Annotated in this window: 33 protein-coding genes and 1 other RNA gene; 6 read left to right on the top strand and 28 right to left on the bottom strand. The window is 45.5% G+C overall.

Translation table 11 applies throughout. The features are described from left to right. Positions 1-53: 53 nt before the first annotated feature. The 26 genes from B1H56_RS12995 to B1H56_RS15025 form a co-directional block, all read right to left on the bottom strand. A complete protein-coding gene (locus tag B1H56_RS12995) occupies positions 54-383 on the bottom strand; it encodes a hypothetical protein (protein WP_066523667.1) in 330 nt (109 codons plus the stop codon). A gap of 60 nt (positions 384-443) precedes the next feature. Next, on the bottom strand, positions 444-998 hold the full coding sequence (locus B1H56_RS12990; protein WP_066523672.1) for a hypothetical protein: 555 nt from the start codon (positions 996-998) through the stop codon (positions 444-446). Further along, positions 998-1,360, bottom strand: coding sequence for a hypothetical protein (locus B1H56_RS12985; protein WP_066523674.1), 363 nt, complete (start codon positions 1,358-1,360; stop codon positions 998-1,000). Before B1H56_RS12985 ends, B1H56_RS12990 begins: the two co-directional genes overlap by 1 nt. Next, on the bottom strand, positions 1,357-1,788 hold the full coding sequence (locus B1H56_RS12980; RefSeq protein WP_066523677.1) for an HK97-gp10 family putative phage morphogenesis protein: 432 nt from the start codon (positions 1,786-1,788) through the stop codon (positions 1,357-1,359). Before B1H56_RS12980 ends, B1H56_RS12985 begins: the two co-directional genes overlap by 4 nt. Next, positions 1,781-2,089 (bottom strand): hypothetical protein, encoded by a 309-nt coding sequence (locus B1H56_RS12975; protein ID WP_066523678.1) that lies wholly within the window; start codon positions 2,087-2,089, stop codon positions 1,781-1,783. The genes B1H56_RS12980 and B1H56_RS12975 overlap by 8 nt, the downstream gene beginning before the upstream one ends. Beyond that, positions 2,086-2,376, bottom strand: coding sequence for a phage head-tail connector protein (locus B1H56_RS12970; RefSeq protein WP_066523679.1), 291 nt, complete (start codon positions 2,374-2,376; stop codon positions 2,086-2,088). The genes B1H56_RS12975 and B1H56_RS12970 overlap by 4 nt, the downstream gene beginning before the upstream one ends. Before the next feature lie 20 nt (positions 2,377-2,396). Then, a complete protein-coding gene (locus B1H56_RS14685) occupies positions 2,397-2,552 on the bottom strand; it encodes a hypothetical protein (RefSeq protein WP_162939009.1) in 156 nt (51 codons plus the stop codon). Further along, on the bottom strand, positions 2,543-3,424 hold the full coding sequence (locus B1H56_RS12965; protein ID WP_121419014.1) for a phage major capsid protein: 882 nt from the start codon (positions 3,422-3,424) through the stop codon (positions 2,543-2,545). Before B1H56_RS12965 ends, B1H56_RS14685 begins: the two co-directional genes overlap by 10 nt. After that, positions 3,425-4,060, bottom strand: a complete 636-nt coding sequence (locus B1H56_RS12960) for a DUF4355 domain-containing protein (RefSeq protein ID WP_066523682.1) — start codon at positions 4,058-4,060, stop codon at positions 3,425-3,427. Between the two features lie 96 nt (positions 4,061-4,156). Then, the gene (locus B1H56_RS12955) at positions 4,157-4,915 is read right to left on the bottom strand and encodes a minor capsid protein (RefSeq protein WP_162939008.1); all 759 of its coding nucleotides are present in this window, start codon (positions 4,913-4,915) and stop codon (positions 4,157-4,159) included. Positions 4,916-4,992: 77 nt separating this feature from the next. After that, positions 4,993-6,333 carry a phage portal protein gene (locus B1H56_RS12950; RefSeq protein ID WP_066523684.1) on the bottom strand — a complete coding sequence of 447 codons (1,341 nt, stop codon included), beginning with the start codon at positions 6,331-6,333 and terminating at the stop codon, positions 4,993-4,995. After that, on the bottom strand, positions 6,330-7,562 hold the full coding sequence (locus B1H56_RS12945) for a PBSX family phage terminase large subunit (protein WP_066523685.1): 1,233 nt from the start codon (positions 7,560-7,562) through the stop codon (positions 6,330-6,332). The genes B1H56_RS12950 and B1H56_RS12945 overlap by 4 nt, the downstream gene beginning before the upstream one ends. Continuing rightward, complete coding sequence (locus B1H56_RS12940; protein ID WP_066523686.1) at positions 7,534-8,052, bottom strand: terminase small subunit; 519 nt, start codon at positions 8,050-8,052, stop codon at positions 7,534-7,536. The genes B1H56_RS12945 and B1H56_RS12940 overlap by 29 nt, the downstream gene beginning before the upstream one ends. 564 nt (positions 8,053-8,616) lie before the next feature. Then, positions 8,617-8,697: a transfer-messenger RNA gene (gene ssrA / locus B1H56_RS12935) on the bottom strand. Positions 8,698-8,763: 66 nt separating this feature from the next. Beyond that, a complete protein-coding gene (locus tag B1H56_RS12930; RefSeq protein WP_066521196.1) occupies positions 8,764-9,204 on the bottom strand; it encodes a hypothetical protein in 441 nt (146 codons plus the stop codon). A 1-nt stretch (position 9,205) separates the two neighbouring features. Beyond that, positions 9,206-9,376 carry a hypothetical protein gene (locus B1H56_RS14680; protein WP_156468682.1) on the bottom strand — a complete coding sequence of 57 codons (171 nt, stop codon included), beginning with the start codon at positions 9,374-9,376 and terminating at the stop codon, positions 9,206-9,208. Beyond that, complete coding sequence (locus B1H56_RS12925) at positions 9,373-10,728, bottom strand: replicative DNA helicase (protein ID WP_066521194.1); 1,356 nt, start codon at positions 10,726-10,728, stop codon at positions 9,373-9,375. Before B1H56_RS12925 ends, B1H56_RS14680 begins: the two co-directional genes overlap by 4 nt. Further along, positions 10,710-11,438, bottom strand: a complete 729-nt coding sequence (locus B1H56_RS12920; protein ID WP_407920139.1) for a hypothetical protein — start codon at positions 11,436-11,438, stop codon at positions 10,710-10,712. Before B1H56_RS12920 ends, B1H56_RS12925 begins: the two co-directional genes overlap by 19 nt. 38 nt (positions 11,439-11,476) lie before the next feature. Then, positions 11,477-11,725 (bottom strand): hypothetical protein, encoded by a 249-nt coding sequence (locus B1H56_RS12915; RefSeq protein ID WP_066521180.1) that lies wholly within the window; start codon positions 11,723-11,725, stop codon positions 11,477-11,479. After that, the gene (locus B1H56_RS12910) at positions 11,718-11,945 is read right to left on the bottom strand and encodes a hypothetical protein (RefSeq protein WP_066521179.1); all 228 of its coding nucleotides are present in this window, start codon (positions 11,943-11,945) and stop codon (positions 11,718-11,720) included. Before B1H56_RS12910 ends, B1H56_RS12915 begins: the two co-directional genes overlap by 8 nt. Continuing rightward, a complete protein-coding gene (locus B1H56_RS12905; RefSeq protein ID WP_066521177.1) occupies positions 11,942-12,127 on the bottom strand; it encodes a hypothetical protein in 186 nt (61 codons plus the stop codon). Before B1H56_RS12905 ends, B1H56_RS12910 begins: the two co-directional genes overlap by 4 nt. A 93-nt stretch (positions 12,128-12,220) precedes the next feature. After that, positions 12,221-12,559: a hypothetical protein gene (locus B1H56_RS12900; RefSeq protein WP_066521173.1), complete on the bottom strand. Its 339-nt coding sequence runs from the start codon at positions 12,557-12,559 to the stop codon at positions 12,221-12,223. Continuing rightward, positions 12,556-12,888, bottom strand: a complete 333-nt coding sequence (locus tag B1H56_RS12895; protein ID WP_066521170.1) for a hypothetical protein — start codon at positions 12,886-12,888, stop codon at positions 12,556-12,558. Before B1H56_RS12895 ends, B1H56_RS12900 begins: the two co-directional genes overlap by 4 nt. Positions 12,889-12,897: 9 nt before the next feature. Further along, entirely contained in the window at positions 12,898-13,149 is a 252-nt protein-coding gene (locus B1H56_RS12890; protein WP_066521167.1) for a helix-turn-helix domain-containing protein, read from the bottom strand. Further along, on the bottom strand, positions 13,149-13,370 hold the full coding sequence (locus B1H56_RS12885; protein ID WP_066521164.1) for a hypothetical protein: 222 nt from the start codon (positions 13,368-13,370) through the stop codon (positions 13,149-13,151). The genes B1H56_RS12890 and B1H56_RS12885 overlap by 1 nt, the downstream gene beginning before the upstream one ends. A gap of 113 nt (positions 13,371-13,483) precedes the next feature. Then, positions 13,484-13,609: a hypothetical protein gene (locus B1H56_RS15025; protein ID WP_278287972.1), complete on the bottom strand. Its 126-nt coding sequence runs from the start codon at positions 13,607-13,609 to the stop codon at positions 13,484-13,486. Between the two features lie 191 nt (positions 13,610-13,800). On the opposite strand from B1H56_RS15025, the gene B1H56_RS12880 reads away from it, so the two are divergent. The 6 genes from B1H56_RS12880 to B1H56_RS12855 all read left to right on the top strand — a co-directional run bounded on the left by B1H56_RS12880 (position 13,801) and on the right by B1H56_RS12855 (position 16,826). Next, the gene (locus B1H56_RS12880; RefSeq protein WP_066521156.1) at positions 13,801-14,154 is read left to right on the top strand and encodes a helix-turn-helix domain-containing protein; all 354 of its coding nucleotides are present in this window, start codon (positions 13,801-13,803) and stop codon (positions 14,152-14,154) included. 36 nt (positions 14,155-14,190) lie between these two features. Further along, complete coding sequence (locus B1H56_RS12875) at positions 14,191-14,406, top strand: ImmA/IrrE family metallo-endopeptidase (protein WP_066521154.1); 216 nt, start codon at positions 14,191-14,193, stop codon at positions 14,404-14,406. 50 nt (positions 14,407-14,456) lie between these two features. After that, entirely contained in the window at positions 14,457-14,996 is a 540-nt protein-coding gene (locus tag B1H56_RS12870) for a structural protein (protein WP_066521152.1), read from the top strand. A 61-nt stretch (positions 14,997-15,057) separates the two neighbouring features. After that, a complete protein-coding gene (locus B1H56_RS12865; RefSeq protein ID WP_066521150.1) occupies positions 15,058-15,309 on the top strand; it encodes a type II toxin-antitoxin system Phd/YefM family antitoxin in 252 nt (83 codons plus the stop codon). Between the two features lie 3 nt (positions 15,310-15,312). Then, positions 15,313-15,573: a Txe/YoeB family addiction module toxin gene (locus tag B1H56_RS12860; RefSeq protein ID WP_066521146.1), complete on the top strand. Its 261-nt coding sequence runs from the start codon at positions 15,313-15,315 to the stop codon at positions 15,571-15,573. Next, on the top strand, positions 15,570-16,826 hold the full coding sequence (locus tag B1H56_RS12855) for a tyrosine-type recombinase/integrase (RefSeq protein ID WP_066521143.1): 1,257 nt from the start codon (positions 15,570-15,572) through the stop codon (positions 16,824-16,826). Before B1H56_RS12860 ends, B1H56_RS12855 begins: the two co-directional genes overlap by 4 nt. 283 nt (positions 16,827-17,109) lie before the next feature. Here B1H56_RS12855 and B1H56_RS12850 read toward each other — a convergent pair whose 3' ends face one another. Beyond that, on the bottom strand, positions 17,110-17,301 hold the full coding sequence (locus B1H56_RS12850; protein ID WP_066523721.1) for a hypothetical protein: 192 nt from the start codon (positions 17,299-17,301) through the stop codon (positions 17,110-17,112). An 18-nt stretch (positions 17,302-17,319) separates the two neighbouring features. Next, on the bottom strand, positions 17,320-18,057 hold the full coding sequence (locus B1H56_RS14780; RefSeq protein ID WP_066523724.1) for a peptidoglycan-binding domain-containing protein: 738 nt from the start codon (positions 18,055-18,057) through the stop codon (positions 17,320-17,322). Positions 18,058-18,071: the final 14 nt, after the last annotated feature.

The raw sequence follows: 18,071 nt of genomic DNA, 5'->3' as shown, positions 1-18,071 counted from the left end.
TGACATAATTTCTATATCGCCGCCGTTACTCTGTCCGGGCAAAGACGGCATTTTCAGTTTTTTTGGTTTTGTATGTTACTAGTAAAGCTCATGTACTCGCTAAGAAGTGCATTTGCAACCGCGATACTCATGTTATCTTCAAAATATTGTATGCTGTATTTTTTCCCCTCTGTGTTATGCTCTAGAATATCGACCAGCATTTTGTTGATCGCTGCAAACATTTTTTCGGGTTCTTCCGCGCACTGTTTAAGCGTTTTCTGCATTTCCATCATGCGAATGGTAATTTTCTGTGTTGGCTTTTTAACATGAATCGTTTCGCCTGTAGGCATAGTTACTTCTAAGGTCTCGTTTGCAAAAATGCTTAAATCTATTACATTTCCCATTTTTAATTACTCCTTATAAAAGAAAAGGGACGCTCGCATAGAACGCCCCATATTCATATTTTAACCGGCTGTCCTTGTGTCCTGCTCAATAACAACGAGCGTACCGTCTGTATCATGCGGCACGGCTTTTAATTCTGCATCGATCACAGTTTCCTTGTCCTTTGCAAAAGCAAGGGTGAAGCCGCTAGATGCGGTTGCAACTATCGTAATGCGCAGCTTAAGCCCGGTGTCATATGTATGAACAAACCGCGCTAAAACCTTGCTAATGCCCGTCTTACCGCGTCCGCCGATTTTCAGCGTGGATTTGTGCGTTGAAGAATCCTCCGTAAGTGCCCCGGCCGGACATAATTTTGCAAGCGTGTTAACGCCCCACGTCAGCACGCCCGATTTAAGCGTTACTTCTTCCTCCGTAATAAAGCGTTTTAAGACCGCTCCCATATCATCTACAACGCTGTAGTCTGTCGGCTTGTATTCCAGCGTTGCGCCGCCCTGGATATGGCCTATCTGATTGGAGGTCGTCTCGATTACAGAATCCTCCGGGATTGCCTCCCCGGTATAACTCATTACAAACAGATCGCCTGATCCTAAAATTACTTCTTCATTTGCCTGTGCCATTATACTTTGCTCCTTAAATAATAATATGTTGTGTGGTGGTAGGTTCCTGTTTTCAGATTTTCAAGAACGCCGCCGCCGTTTATTTCAACGCCTAAAATCGTATCATTAAACGGATCATCTCCAAGCGTAAGCAATACATTCTTCACAGCCTCGTGAATCTCGTACACCCGTGCAACGCTCTTGGATATAATCATGATTTCCAGCTTATCAACGCGGGAAATCTTGTCATCCGTCTGCGGCGAGAAATTGAAAACAATACCATCATCTGTTGAGTCGGTCGAAAATGCGGTCATACGATCTCTCACATAGCCGCTTACGGCGGGGTCTGCTTTTAGGGCGCTTACAACGTCTTCAATTATCATTTCTTCATCACGTCCTTAAAGCAATTTATGATCTTTGCCCGGTTTTGTTCTATTGCGTCGGATATAAACGGATTGGGTCGCTGCCCTTCGGTTGTGTGCCATTCGCCTTTTTCGTCTTGATACCGCCAAGGAACATTTTTTCGCCCATTTCCATCTATGGCAAATAACCCTGTACCTTGATGAATATATGGCGCGTAATCTATCCCACTGCCTACATATCCTTCAAGGTTTTCGCCGTTTTCTTCCACAACGTGAGTTATGCTTGCGCGCAAAGTGCCTTTATCTGCAGGGCAATTATTTTTTGCAGCATTTTCGACCACAAGGCAAGCTTGTTCAAGACCATCTTTGATAGCGTCCGGCAAGGCTTTTTTAACAAAGTTCTCAAAGTTCCTTAAAACTTCGCTTGCGTCTACTTCTGTCTTAGCCATCTGCTATCACCCTTTCAAGAAAAATCTGTGATAACCGCGCATCGTTGTTTGGGTACGTGATTCTATAAACGTCATCTCCGTCGTGTACCTCTTGCCCGTGTTTAAGCGTCCTGTCAAGCGTCAATCCAACGTGTGAGCTTCCTTGAGCGTTGATGTTTAAATATTGGACTTCCGCGCCCGTAAGCGTGCAGATTGCCATTTGCACGGTCTTTACTTCTCGCGGCCTGGAATCTTTTCCAAACACCGAATCGCTTATATCACGCTCCACGATCTTAACCGCTTTCATTCGCCTGCTAATCATAGCGTTTTAAGCCTCCTGTACTTCCCAAGCCTACGCAATAGATCATCCGGCAGACCGTTTATAAAGCTCTCTGATGCGCCGCTATAGCCTTGTGACGCTAAACCCTCGCTGCCTAATCGGTTGTACCGTATAACCGCCATTTCAACAATCAAGGAGCTTGCTTCATCGGGTATGGCCTCGACGTTGCAAAGCTCCTTAAATGCCTGTTCGGTATCTTCGATTATAGCGGCGGCTGTAGCGTTTTGGATTTCGGGGATGTACGCCTTTAATTTATCCGTCGCGCTCATGACTTGCCCCCTGTAGTAGATTAAGAGACCGTAACCGCTGCGCAGAACGCTGGAATTTTCCCGTCCGTCATTGCAGAGACTTTTACCTTATCGCCCGATGAAACTGCGTCAATAGTATACGTCCATGTAGTGCCATCTACAGCCGCATAGCCTACCGGAATATCATTCACGTACACGCGAACAACCGCCCCCGCCGCGTTCGTACCGGATATGGTCTTATTATTCCCGCCGCAATGCTAGATTGTGTGAGAACCGGGGTAGCCGACGCTTTGCCGATCATACAAAGGCATTTCGCGTTGGTGAGGGCAACGAGGTTCACCTTACGGGAAATAATCGTATTTTTTCTCGCTTCCTTGTCCCTCTCCTGCTCAATCTCGCTATCCTTTTTGGTGAAAAGCGTTACCGCTTCTTTGGTTGCTACGTAAGCAAGATCGGCAGGCACTTTTTTAGAGTACACAACGGGAAGTCCGCTAATGTCGCCAATCTGCCCGGTAAAGATGATCTCGCCTTGTTTCGCGCCTGTAAAAAGGCTGTTTTTCCTAAGTGCAGCCTTGGTATTCAGCCCGCACAAGATATAAAGCTGGCTTTCGTCCTCAAGGTCAAGGGCCGCGATTGCGTCAACAATATCGTCATACGCGATCTTGTTCGCTGATTCAATCGTCTGGAAAATTTCAGCCTTGCGCAGTTCATCAAAAAATTTCTGGTTCATGTCATTCCACATAGCATTAGCCATTCCCTGTACGCCGAGATTGACAATACCTGGATCTTTCATCACTTCTTCATCATGGTAATCCCATACCTGTTGAGCTACGCCTACTTCATACTCATAAGGCAGAAATTCAAGTTTGCCGCGCTGTGTGTTCTTCTCGCCCTGCGAGAGGCTTTCAACGTACCCCGTATAGGTATAGCGGTTAATTACTTTTTTCATGCCGGCTGCGCCGCTAAGCGACATATCAACCGTCATAAGTGTTCTGGTGTTAAGCCGCGTTTCTAAAATGTCTTCAACTATAGATTCAAGAACTTCGTTAGGATATACAATATTTGCCATTTACTCTGCTCCTTTTAGCTTTCTAAATAGTTCCGGGTTGCTCTCGTAAAGCTCTGCCCTCTGCTGAACATTCATCCCCTTTAGGGTCGTGGGCGTTCCCGTCCCGCTACCTTTTGCTGGCGCATCTCCCGCAATGCGCTTCTTGACCGTAGCCTCAACCGCCTGTTTAAACAGTTTGTCGAGCGTATCAATGCGCGCCTGCGCTTCTTTGATGTCGTCCCCAATCGTGATGATGTCGGCAAAAGCGGGATCAAGCCCACGCGCCGCCAAAACTTTGATTACCTCGCCTTTGTTAATGCTCGTGCTCATTTCTGAAATACGCTCATTAAGGCGCTTAATTTCAAGGTCTTTTTCAGCTTCCTTGCGCTGTTCCTCATCCAGCTTTGAAAGGGATAGCTTTTCCTCATACTCTCTCTTTTGCTTTTTCAGTGCCGCCGTAACCCTTCTGTCCGCTTCCGCTTGCAATAATTCTGCAATCTCGGCTTCGGTGTAAGTTTTACCTTCGCCACCGTCCGGCTTTCCACCGCCGGAACCGCCTCCATCTGGTTCGCCGCCCGGGTCTCCGGCCGCGCCCCCATCTGCGTCCATCATCGGTGTAAGCCTGTTAAGCAAATAACCCTGTAAAAATTTTTCCATTTCTTAACCTCCGTAAGTTGCGGCATTGCCGCCCCTTTAGTTCTGTTGTCGCACAGCCCTATAAAGCGTAATAAAAAAGAAGCTGTTAAGCTTCTATTAAGCATATTTTTTTAGTAGCTCTGCCGCTTCCGTTAAATCGTCGCCCACTTCCACTACAGGGGCATAACAGCAACGGCAATTCGGGTGAATTGGTAGCGTTGGCGCGCCATCTATCGGGTAAATCTGACCGGAATAACCCTCGCATTCATCACAAATACGATCATCCACTTCAGCGATGTATTCAACCATTATCACCCCGGCGGCCTTATAAGATTTCATTGCCGCATCGTTGTAGTAGTGATTTGCTTCCGTCCGCACAAGGCGATCAGCCGCGTAGTAGTTCATGTTAAGGTCGCCTTGCAATGCTTTCTTAATAGCTCCGGGTGATTTACCAGATATAAGCATATCGGTAATATCTTGTTTCACCCTCTCGCCCATTTTGATACCGTTTTCTATATAACGCTGGGAGAAAGAAGCATCATTCCATGCGGTATTCACAAGTTGCTTGATCTGCACGTTGTCCAGCATATCAAAGGACAGGTTGACGGGCGCGCCGCTTTGTTTCAAATCTTTAAGCGTTACGCCCATTGTCTTTTCAAACACCTTTATAAGCGTTCGTTCCGTCCCGCGTATCTGGTTTGTGGTAATCTCTCCCGTGATCTTGCCTAGCCGCTGTTCAAGCTGATACCATCTAGAAAAGTTCCACAACTGCGTCCTGCTTAACTCCTCGCCGTACTCCACCACTTGGATATACAAGCCGTCTATCTGCTTAGCAAGCTGTTTGTATGCCGCCTTGTATAGCTTCTGTTGTCTCACTATCTCGGATTCAGCTAACCCGTTCGCGTAAGCTTCACTTTCAAGCGTACGCTTTCGCCAATATTCCGCGCTGCCCATCACTTAAACACCGGCTGCCCTTCGTCGTCTTCCTGATACGCTATTTCGTATGTTGGCTTTTCGGAATCTATCTTGCTTATTTCGTCCTCCACATCTGTTACAAATGGCAATTGCCCTAATGCCGTTTCACGCGATACTACCCCGGTTATCTTGTTTACCATGTCGGCGGCTTCTGTCGCGTTCACGGGGATATTGCGGGTAAACGTCATATCTATCATGGTGTAATCGTAATTCTTAGCAAACAAATTTTGCACATTGCAAATCAATTCAATTCTTCGCTGTAGTGCCTTTTTAAAATATCTCTCTTTTACGCTCGTTACATTCTCAAATCCAATCAGTTTATACTTGATCGCAATGCCGGAAAGGTTATTTGCAAACGATTCATCCGTAAGTTTCGGGCACTTGCTAAATTTGTGAATATCATCATCTATACGGTTTTTAAGGTTCTCGATGTACGTATCATTAATCTGTTTTATTAGCCATTCAGCGTGAGAATCCGCATCCGACAAAGACAGTACGCGCTGCTCCTTCATTGCAAATACATCTTCCGCAGTCGTCCCGCCAAGACCACGCAGCACTAAATAGGCGTCAGTAAAATATTCGAGGTCGTTCGCGCTGTCGCTCTGCATCTTGTCATAGGCGTTTATAAGTGTCATTTCGCGCTCAAAATCGCCTATGCCCTCTTTGTTGTTTTTATATACCACAACGGGAACATCATTGAAGTAATGTAGTCTTTGTCCAGTAAGCTTTAGCGTAGCAGCATCTGCGGTATAGTATGATACCTGCTTTTGATCGTACACCTCAACCGTTTGCGTTTTTTCGTTTGAGAATAGGTCTTTTAGCACATCGTATGCCCGGATGAAGTACAGCATTTCACCCTCTAGGGCTGCATCATATACCGCAATGCAGGTTTCCGTGTAATCCAACGCCGTAAATCTAACGTTTGAATCACTATCCAGATATAAAAGCTCATAAGCGTCGCCCGTGATGCTGGCTTCTTTTGCGAGTTCTGCGTTTTCGCTCTGTTCGTCGTTATAGTCAAATAGCGCTTTTATCTCAATCAGCATATCATCCGGCGCGCCCTCTGCCGCCTTATACGTGACGGGTACACCCATGAAATAACCCGTGTAACTGTCTGTGATATACGCCGGATAATTATTCACAAGCCTGTTGTTCGGCTTGGTCGGGTCTGAAACAGTGCGATTTAAAATGTCCTGCTTCCCGTCATACTGCTGGTGCAAATACTGCCTACGCGCCGCCTCTGCCGCGCTATTCGTTATAAGCTGCCGGATTTCGTCAACAGTAAGTTCTTTGTCTTTGTTGATTCTATACTCTATCAAAGTCCTAGCCCTTCCTTTGAAAAACTCTGTAGTCTGCGCACCTTGCGCACTGGCTCTATTCCATACCGCAGCGCGGCGATTGCATCGTCAAGAAATGGAACGGGTTCATCTAGCCACACATCCCGCTTTTCGTCACGCTTCCACTTCCATTGTTGGAGCTCCTTCATAAGATTTACGCATGAAGGATGAATGTGTATTTTATGCGCTTTTAAATAGTCGATCTGCGCTTGTACGCTCCCTTGCTCTTTCTTAACTGCCACGGCTTTATACCCGGAAGAACGCCATGTTTTAATCCTGTCTGGCTCCGCGCTGTCGCAGTACATCATTACGTGTTTCGGCATGATGCAAGCCGCTATTATCTCTCCCGTGTCCTTCTCGTAATCGTATTGCTCCTTTAAGACGTATATTTCATCGTCCTTAAATCCAAGCAATAAAATAGCGTTAGCGTGGTTAAAACCAAAGTCTTGACCAAGTGAAACGCTGTCGTAGTCGTTTGGGTCTTGGCTCATATCTTCTGCCGTCCAGTTAGTAATGATAAGCCCGCCGACTTCGCCCCATTCTCCGAGGCCATACACCCGATACCCGTCCGGGTCTAGCTCCTTGCGCCGCATCATGCGCGCATGGTATGGCGCATCTATAAAACGATTGTCTAAGTATGTGCTATGGTGTGTAAAAACATTAGGATCAACCGTATCAAAATAATCATGTTTAATCCAGTGTGTTGCCGCCACCGGATTGAACGTAAACCGCATCTGATAAAAAAGACCATCCGGGAGTTTTCCTCTCAAACGGTCATCTAGTATGTCCACATCCGCCCTTGAAAATTCCGTCGCTTCCTCGAGCCATATATCTGTAAGGCTTCCTTTTTCAAACGTGATAGACTTGATCTTCTCGCGCTGTCTGTCGTCGTTCATGCCGCGAAAGATGATTTTCGCCCCGTTGACACACCGCAGTTCAAGCGGCGACATTATAGGCTTCCAGTAGTCCCACAGCCCCATGCGCGATATTGCCCCGGATAACTCCGCGAAAGTGCTATCACGGTTCGTTACCTCCGATTTACGCAATGCCAAGAGGTTTCGACCCCTATCCTGCATCAGACGCAATATATAATGCTGCGCAGTGTCAACGCTTTTCCCGCTTCCTGCGCTCCCTTTCAGAAGCACATAGCGGCATTTGCTTTTATCTACTGGTGCAAATATTTTATTCGCTTGAACCTTGATCGTTGCCATAGTCTACCTGTATCCTCAAATCCACGCCGCCCGAAAGATCAACCTTATCGGTATATAGACCATGAACCTTCCCCAGCAGTTCAGCGGCTTTATTCACGTCGCTGATCTTTGCTGGAATCCGCACGATCTCCGGGGTTTCTTTTTCTTCCGTCTTTCGTTTCCCCGCTTTGTCATACGAGCTTTTACGGGTCTTGCAGACGATTACAACACTTTCGGTTTCTTCCCTACGCAATATGCGCGTTAATGTTTCTTGCACTTCTCGCGCGTCTGCTATGCGGCTTGAGGATATTTCTGACTGCACTTTATCGACGTATTCACGTATAACAGGTTTTGTCAAGTTTTCTGCGCCAATTCTATTTGCTGTTTTCTCTGAATACCCCGCGCGCTTCGCCGCTTCCGTAGCGTTGCCTAGCTGAATGTAAAATTCCGCAAATGCTTTTTGCCTCGGCGTTAGCTTAGCCGCCACAACGTTAACCTCCCGTTTACCCATGCGAATCTATACAGGTCGCCAATGCGATAGCTATGTCTTGTATGTTTCATTTTAGGCTTACTCCTTCTGTCTGCCCGGCTTACCGCAATCGCGGCGGTCAAATCCAAATAATGCTCAGGATTGTATTTGTCCATATCTCCATCCCTTTTGGTAAACCAAAAAGACCCCATCAGGAGTCTTTCATGGCCTTTTTGTTTCAAGCCCGCTATTTATATGTCGCTGCGGGCAAGCGGCAATCATTTAATCCTATTCCGCTCTAAAACCTGCTCTTATCTGTGCAGGAAACCTACGGCTTGGTTTTTTCGGGTATCAGCCAGCTTGGGCGCACGGCTATTCCCGTTGGCACTCGACGGCTTCCCAAATGCCGCCTGATTATACCGGTATGCGCCTACCCGCTTTCACGTGACTTTATTGACCTCTCCGCATGGAATCTTATAAAAGGGGCCGCTGATCTCTAGCCAGTCCGCTCCAGCCCGCCCCCGCGCAATTCTCCGCAGGCATACGGTTCACTGCATTTTATTCGCGGATTTTCGTGCGTTTCCATGCCTACCCACGCACTGGCACTGGTGGAGATGACGAGAATTGAACTCGTGTCCGCGAATATCCGCTTCGGGCTTACATCGCGTCGAAACCATTCACATCCCCAAAACAAAAACGCCACCCATCAGGATGACGTTTAGCTACTTTTCACTAATAGCATTTTACCACGGATCAACCTTGATTTTCTTGACGATTTTCAAAATTTTGCAAAAATCCATAAACTTTTTTGCATTGCCAAGTTCCATCACCAGCCATTTCCAATCGCATGGGTATTTTCCACCACGGCAAGCCCTCTATATACCGCAGCCGCAAAAGCTCCCGCATCTCGCTGTCTTCTACGGATGAGATGAACGTTTCTACTTCCAGCATCATAGCCATTGCCTTTTCAAGCCGGTCTTTATAGATGCCCACAACCTTTTGAAGCGTTGTCTTATCTATGGCATGCCCTATCACCTTACTGCTGTGCTCCGTAAAAGGAAATTCAGGCGACGACATTTTTACTATATCGCAGGAAGACACTTTCTGTGTTTGCATATCGCTGATCCGTTGTTCCAGGTTGCGCACTTCTACCACAAGCGCCCTGTATTGCTCCAGCTTTTCGCGTATCGTCATATTATGCGCTCCACTCGTCATAAATATCGTTTAGCAGCTTAGCCATCAGCGCCGCCCTGATGAACCTCCGCCTTTCCTGTCCACACTGCCGCATGGCGTATTTGTATGGTTTGGCTCTCGTGATCCGATTAAGCCTCTTTTGTGCCTCCAGTATCATGCATGGCGTTATCAATACTCTACCTCCTGTTTGTCAAACGGTGTTTTGCCGTAATATTTGTGTATCGAGTCTTCTTCTGTAAACCGTGTAGTTTCGCCGTTCCAGTGCAGCCCCATTATGCCCGTTGCACCGTTGCGCTGCTTGGCGACAATCAACTTGGCTTCCGTGCTGTCACGTGATTGCTTATGGAGCAACAGCACCACATCTGCGTTTTGCTCGATGGCTCCGCTCCCGCGCAGTTCTGACAATTCCGGTACTCTCCCGCGCTGGCCGCCCTTGTTGCCTTTATCAGCCTCCCGCGATAATTGGCTAAGGAGGATAACGGGTACCTCCAATTCTCCGGCAATAACTTTTAGCTGCCGTGTGATCGCGTCAAGCGCCTGCACTTCGTTGTCCTTAAACTCTGTGCGTGTGATAAGCTGCAAATAGTCTATAATCACTAGATCAAGCCCGTATTCTCTGCGCACCTTTTGAGACAGCGCCATGATATCCGTTGTGCTTTGCTTGAAGTTGTCACTGATAAACATATTCCCATTCACGCCCTGTATCGCCGTTCCAAGCCGCGCTATTTCCTTGCCGCCTATGTCTCCGGTTCTAAGGTCTTGCATTGAGATTTTCGCGTCCCCCGCCATGAGCCGTAACGCCAACTGGGATGGAACCATTTCGAGCGAGAAGTACAGCACCTTGTGATCTTTCTTTACGTGATCCGCTATGTTCATAGCAAAAGAGGTTTTCCCCATGCTGGACCGTGCGCCTATTACGATCAATTCCCCCTTTTTCAGTCCTGCAAGCCGTTTGTCAAGCCTTGGAAACCCTGTCTGTATGCCAAGCAACTTCCCTTCCTTTTTGGCTTCTACCGCTTCCACGATCTCGGCGTACGCTTCCTGATATGCCGTTTTCAGCGGCTTTACATCCGACTTGCGCCGGTCAAGATCATAGATAGCGTTACACAGTCCGTTTGCTATGTCGTCAATATCATTTTCCGGATCAGACGTTTCCGAGATTGCCCTTGCGCAAATTTCTTTCAGCCGCCGCCGCTTTGATTTCTCCCGGATAATGTCGATGTGGCTTTTAATATTTTTCGTCGTTATGGTCTCGACTGTAAGCCCGCTTAAATACTCGATGGTTCCGGGCGTTGCCAAATGCAGGGCTTCAAGCCTGCTATTGACCGTTACAATATCCGGCGTGATTCCCTCTTTTGCAAGCTTCTCCATCGCTTCATAGACATGCATATGCACGATGCTTGAAAAATCATCCTTCTGCAAGCTTGACAGCACTTCAAAGGCACACTCCGGGCGCAGCAGCGCGGCCCCTATTACGCTCCGCTCCGCTTCAATATCCTGCGGGATTAGTTCCAATTCTTCCATTGCCTAAAACTCCTCGTAGTGTTCCCCTGAATCTTCCTGTGCCAATTTTGTAAAGCTACTTTGAAAATCCCATCCCTTCCACCCTGAAGAGATCGCCCTGTCCAGTGCTTCAACCAAAGCCTGTTCCCCATAGACATTAATTTTATTCTGGAATTGAGACAAAAGTTTTTTCCAGCCCGTTTCTTTGTATGCCTCTTTTCTTTCACTCTTGTACCTCCACCACTCTCTGATGGCCTCATCGATCTTTGGACTGAATCCCTTTTCCATGAGGAGGGGCTCGGGGTCAAAGCCCCCCCTCTCTTTATATTCTTATCATTCTTTTCATTCTTGTTAGTGGTTAGCTCTTGGTTAGCTGTTGGTTGGCTCTTGGTTAGTTCTTGGTTAGCCCGTTGGTTAGTCTTTCTTTTAGAACCCTGATATTTTTCCCAATTTATAATGGTTATGAGCGAATTTCTCTTGGTTGCTTCGCGGGTCAGAAATTCATATTTTTCAAATTTTTTTAACGCAGTTCTTACACTTTGCCTCTTAACCCCATTCCCGCATTTTTCCACAATAGAGGCCTCGCTCGTCACGAATTGGCCTGGCTTAGCCTTGAATTTTTCCCCGCCCCATTCCCATTCATTTTCAGCATGATTGGCCATCATAAGCAGCGTAACAAGAATCACTTTTTGTTCGGCGGTTGATTCCCGCCAAATAGCCTTATCAAGCATTTCTCTATGAAGTTTTATAAAACCGCCAGATGTCACAATTAATCCCTCTTTTTGTGCTCATTAAGCCATTTTTCTAAACGTGCAATTGTGGCGGGCACGTCCTCTATTACTTCGTAATACTCTGGATGTTCAATCCGGCGCTTTAAACAATTCCGTTGCCATTGATAATCCGTCATCATGGGGATATCTAAAAGCGGTATATTCGAAGCTACAACACCATCCGGCGACACTGCATCAAAGCGGCCGATTATTGGATATTCTTTCCCGCATATCTCGTATTTATTCATTTCGAGCCGCCTCCCTAGTCGAATGCACGCCCGCAGGCGGTGTTACGGGCAATCCAGCGCCGTTCATCGTCCCTGCCACAAACCCTCTTTTGTATGCATCTATTATCTCTGTATGCATCATTGCCAGAAGCACTCTTTCTGCTTTTGTCGTTTGCCTTCCTACGAATTTTTCATATTCATAGATCAGTTCTTCAAGCGTCATATCTTCATAATCTTTCACTTTGTACCGCCTTTCTCGTTTGTGATATTCTTGCGCTCTGCTTGTAAATGATTGGATATGCCATCTTTCAACACTTCCAACATTACTACTGTATTACTGACTATATCCTCTGCTGCGTAGATAGCCCCTTCGTAACATTTGGGATTATTTGGTGAATGATGTGCTGCATCGTGGACGGCCATCAATATGCTTGTTGCTTTTCAAGCGCTATTTTCTCCTGTTTAACAGAATCCATTATATTGAATAAATTAATCATCTTGCTTTTTCCTTTCCGCCTATGGTAAAATAGGCGTAGATAGAGTGTCTTTCTGAATTGATCGTTGTTGGCGCAGCGATCTTTTCTTTTGCCACTTAGATTTGATTTCATAGGGCATATGTCCGTAATATCCCGCGCGGAAACTCTTTTCCCCGATCTCGCCAAAGAATATTTCAGTTTCCTTGTCAGTAAGCATACGATCCTGTTCCTCTTTTTCGCGCATAACCTTCCTGAGCATTGAGTAGTATTGATCTACCGTTACCCTTGTACCATTTTTGAAGTACGGAAGGCCTTTTCTGCGTACATTTTTTCCAATCCAATACAACCACTGTATAAAATTCTTTTCTTCTCTTGTCATTGCTCGATCTCTCCTTCCCGATATTCGCATACAGCTTGAAGAAATCTTATATCCTTTTCACCCAGATATTGCGACGGCATGCCGTCTACCGACCAAAATATGTCTGATATGTAGTCGCATATTTCGTTGATGTAAGGGTCGGTTCCATGCTCCATGATGTCCTGGGCAAGTTTTCGATAATATCCTGCGTCCTCAAGTTCTCCAGCCTGCTCACAGTACTTTGCGTGCCCTTCAAATACAAAGACAATCTTCATTGCGACTTCCGGCAGTGCAAAATTCTTGAACCGCAATATTTCCGGTTTCTGAATGAACGGTACTACGTTTCCCATATCTGCCTCCTATATTTGCACAAAGCAAGACCTTTCCCCATCTTTAGGGAAGTACTTATGAAGCTCACTATGTGGAACCTTGAGCAGGTCAAGGACGGCATACGCTTCATCCATGCGCCATGAACTGCGCCCGTTAAATAGATCGCTGATATGAGATATTGAGCAAGTGTTGTTCAGAACATTGGCAATATGCTGCGCAATATCCTCTTGTGTAATGTCCTGATCGTACATTTTCAGTCTTAAAAGTTTGAATTTTTTCATTACCATTCCTCCATATCTCCGCCGATAGATTTTGCCATCATGTTAATTGCCTTTGTTAATCCTGTGAAAGCGCCCTGAAGTCCCCTCTGCATACCATTTATTGATGCAAAAGCATTGTCGTATGAACCATGCAGGGCATACATTTGCTTTGCGGTTCTTCTTGCCTTTAATCCCTTGATCCCGTAATTTCTTAATTCTGCTAGAAATTCTTTTTTAGTCATCTTTCTTTCTCCATTCTTTCATAAATTTTTTGTAGTGGTGGTTATTTTTGGTCTGCTTGCCCTTCAAGACGTTCCAGAGCTATGAGTATATTAGCCTTTGCTTTCTTGGTATCTCACTTTCCACCGAGAATCATCCCGAGATATTCAGGTGTATAACCCGCTTCTCGTGCAAGTTGCTTTTTCTGTATTTTTGCCATGTGCATACGCGCTACAACATCAGCCGTCCATGCTTGAATCATATCTTCCCCTCCTTTTTTAGAATAATAGTTGACTTCCATGAACTAATTCAATATAATAAATTGCAAGAATATAAACTTATACGCGATATTGGTTCATGTTCATTTACTTTTACACCATAATATTACATGTTTATGAACTTGTCAAGCGTATTAGGTAAATTTTTATGAACTTTTTTAAGGATGTGATCTGAGTGTTCTATGAGCGATTTGCTGAGCTTTGCAAAATTAAAGGAATTTCCCCTAGCAAGGCCGCATTTGAAATGGGTATAAGCAAGGCTAGTATTACGAATTGGAAGCAGAACGGTTATACCCCAAGGTCTGAAATATTGGAAAAAATCGCTGATTATTTTTCCGTATCAATAGATTATCTCTTGGGCCGAGAACCAAAAGAAACCGACGATGAAATGATACAACTATTACAGGATATCAAGGACAATCCAGATAAACGGATGCTTTTCTCCCTCTCACAAAAGGCAACTCCGGAAGATGTAAAAGTAATGGTAAAATTTTTAGAGGGAATTACCAAGTCTGACAATCACGAGTGATATAATATCCTTACTACAAAAAAGGAGATTGACGATATGGGGGATATTTACATCAGGGTGATCCCCTTTCCCACATACCAAGCAAAGGGCGTTGTGAAAGAGGATTGCGACGGGAATTATAATATTTATGTGAATTCTCTTTTAAGCAAAGAGCAGCAAATTGAAACTGCTCTGCACGAAATAAGACATATAAGTAAAAAGCATTTTTATCGCGACATTTCTATTGATTTTGCGGAGATGGAAGCGGTATAAAGAATACTTGTTAGTCCGCATTATTAAATAAAAAAAAGGATGGTGGAACAATGGCTACTGAAAAACAGCTTTTTTATGAAGCTAAGCGCGAACAAGAGCGAAAAGAATTTTTTGACCTAGCCGAAAAATGCAGACCTCTTATTATAAAAAAGAAGTATAAAAAACTGTATAAAATTATTTTTGAAAATCGGCAGGAGAAATGCAAGAAAAACAAAATACCGTTTCTTATGAGAAAAGAAATTAACAGCCATCAATGTGGCGCAATAGATATGCTGATGGCTGAAACGCATAGATTCACTGATGTGGACATTAAAATATATGCAATCGTGCGTTTTTTATCAGGTGCAACAACAGTAGATAGCGCTCAAATGCTATATCAAAAATATTTGTATACCGCACAATCCCTGATTTCATATAAAGGACTGTGTGACTTATATGAAATAATTGGAAATAATGATGATAAAACATGCGCTGCTTGCAAAAATCACATTGGAAAATCTTATTTAGTTAAAGACGCTAAAATAGGTATCAACACACCGCCGTTCTGTGATGAATGCCGGTGCTGTATTGCGTCAGTTGTAAACATCTAAATTTAAAAGCCCTCTTGACGTACGCTATCACGTACGCTATAATGATATTGAGGTGATAAACATGGAGGCGATCAATATTACAAAAGCACGGCAGAATTTATATAAGCTTGTGAAAGATACCAACGAATCCCACGCCCCAATCCAGATACTCGGCAAGGATGGAAACGCTGTTCTTCTCTCCGAGGACGATTGGAGGTCTATACAGGAGACTTTATACCTGTATTCTGTTCCTGGCCTTGTAGAGAGCATCAAGGAGAGCGAGAACGAGCCTGTAGAAGAAATGGTAAGCGCTGATGACCTCGATTGGGAGTAAACTATGTACGATGTGCAATTGACAAAACGAGCCTTCAAGGATTATGCAAAATTGAAACAGGCGGGTATACTGAAAAAGGCCGGAGAGCTAATTAATATTTTAAAGCAAAATCCCTTCCAGGCTCCCCCGCCTTACGAAAAGCTTGTAGGCGACTTGCAAGGCTATTACAGCCGTCGTATCAACGTACAGCATAGATTGGTCTACTCGGTGGATAAGGATGCTCAAATCGTCGTTATACGCAGCATGTGGACGCATTACGAATGATAAATAGAAAAGCCCCCTGCAGTGCGGTAACACCAAAAGGGGGCAAGCAGAATTTATTCCACCACTACGAGGAAGAGAACCCTGCCCTTTTATTTTACCATATGGGTGGGGTAAAATGGAAGGAGAAAATTATGGGAAAACGAGTAAATACAGCCGTTTGGTTCGAAAATCAAAAGCGCTGGCAAATCAAAGTTCAAAAGGGCGGTGTACGGCGTACATTCACATCTTCAACACCCGGACGAAAGGGCCTTCGCGAGGCAAACACCAAAGCGGATTTATGGCTTGATGACGGGGTTGACGGAAGTTCTAAAGTGTCTGTCATGAAGGAGCGCTATCTACAATATTTGAAAGACAGACATGTAAGCAAAGAGCACATTATCCAAAACGAAAAACACTTAAGACTCTATCTCATGCCCGTGATCGGTCGCAAACGTATAGGCGATGTCACAGAGGAGAATTTACAAGCTGTTCTAAACTATGCTCATACAATCGGCAACCACGGCAAAGGGCTTGCTTATAAAACACTTAAAACGACGCGCGGCGTTATACAGGCGTTTGTGAAATACTGTCGTATTGCCAAGACAACGAAATTGTTTCCCGAAAATCTGCTCATACCGAATGACGCGCACCAAAGCACAAGAAAAGCCCTCCAGCCCGACGACATAAAAAAGGTTTTTCGCAGTGACCAAACAACGTATCGGGGGAAAATACAGCATGACTGGTATATCCATGCGTATAGAATTGAAATAATTGTCGGATTTAGGCCGGGGGAACTGATAGGCTTGGATGTAAGCGACATTATTGGGAATCGCTGTACGCTCAAGCGTGCCGTAAACCGATTCGGTGAGACGACGCATGGCAAGAATAAAAATGCTATTCGTTCCTTTGAGATACCGGAAATTGGAATGCGGGAAATTAGAGCTCAGCGCAAAATGCTTCTTTCTGCCGGGATTCAAACAAACGTTCTTTTCCCAACGCCCGATGGAGAAAGACTAAATCAGCAACTTTACCGTCAATCCTGGAATCGGTATAAAGAGCACAACGGAATAGCCGATCGTACACCGTATGAGCTTCGGCACACTTTCTTTTCGGCAAATAAAGATATGCCCGAAGAGCTAATAAAACCGATTGGGGGTCATAGCAAATCATTTGACGGATTCTCGACATACAGCCATGAATTAGACGGAGATGCGCACCGTGCAGCCCAATGGATAGACAACACATTTGCACGCATTTTGGGTAGCGATCAATAACCCACATTGTAACCCACTTATACTATTAAATGGGGCTCAACCACTGCTTTTACGCTGATAGCGTATTGAGCAAACATTTACAGAATACGCACAGATATCGCTGATTCACGTGTGGATATCATAATGATGATAGCGCTTTAGGCTTCGGAAACGCCTGTTTTTTATCCCTAAAATGCGATTACATTGCCGGATTTGCGCCGAGCAATATTTATAATAACCCACATTTGAACCCACTTTAACCAAACGAACAAAAAAAGGGCGACCGCAAGGCCGCCCGATTCCGTTATATTTTCTTTGCATCTGTGGGATTATTGATAATCCCGAAACCGACCACAACAGGCAAGGCAACGTTCATGAAATCGTTCACCTGCTGCGAGATGTCAAGACCTCCGAAAGCCTTCACTACCCACACGGCCAGCGCCGCGATTGCCAGCCATAACGGCCAACTTCTTAACCTGTTCTGCATATTTTCCATTCCCTACTTCTCCTTTCCTTATTCCCACAGGATCGCCCATGTCTTTGGGCCGATGATCCCATCTACCGCGCCAATGTCACGGCCTTCGTTCTTGCGCGCTTGCTGGAAACGCTTTACGGCTGCTTCCGTCCTTTCTCCGAAGATGCCGTCGATCTTCCCCGGCTGTGCAAGATGCTTTTCAAGCCGCTCCTGCGCCTGTCTCACGTCTTCGCCGCGCATCCCATTGGAAAGGTTGCGCGTAAGCGTAGGAGCGTTCTGTGAAGGCGCTGCGGGCTGTGGCGTGGCCGTTGCGTAGTCTACATCACGCAACTTGCCCCAGTTCGTAAAATCCCGCGCGTTTAACACCGTTTCCACCACTCCATAGGCTTTACCGCGCGATTCAATGACTTTACCGCCGCCAATATAAATCCCTATATGCCCATTCTTCCAAACGCACACACCCGGCACTTCCGGGATCGTCCCGATTGCCCCACGCTCAAAGCATCTGTCATAAAGACCGTTTGCCGTCATATCGCCGTAGCTGGGCAGATAATCCCTGAATGCCTCGATGATAAGCCCGGAACAATCTACAACGTGCTTACCAAACCATTTAGCGCATTCCTTGATATAGTAGGACAGGGGCTTTTCGTTATATCTTTCAAAAAACCGCTTTCCCACATCCTCGGAATACAATTCGCCCTGCCCGCCGAGGACATACCCCCAGCCTAACCTTTTTTTGCAGCCCTCTATGAGCTGCGCCGCTGTAATTTTTGCCATTATAATAGCTCCTT

Source organism: Christensenella minuta, from assembly GCF_003628755.1.
Taxonomy (GTDB): domain Bacteria; phylum Bacillota; class Clostridia; order Christensenellales; family Christensenellaceae; genus Christensenella; species Christensenella minuta.
The sequence above is the reverse complement of the archived record's forward strand: the minus strand, read 5'-3'. Positions and strand labels throughout refer to the sequence as shown.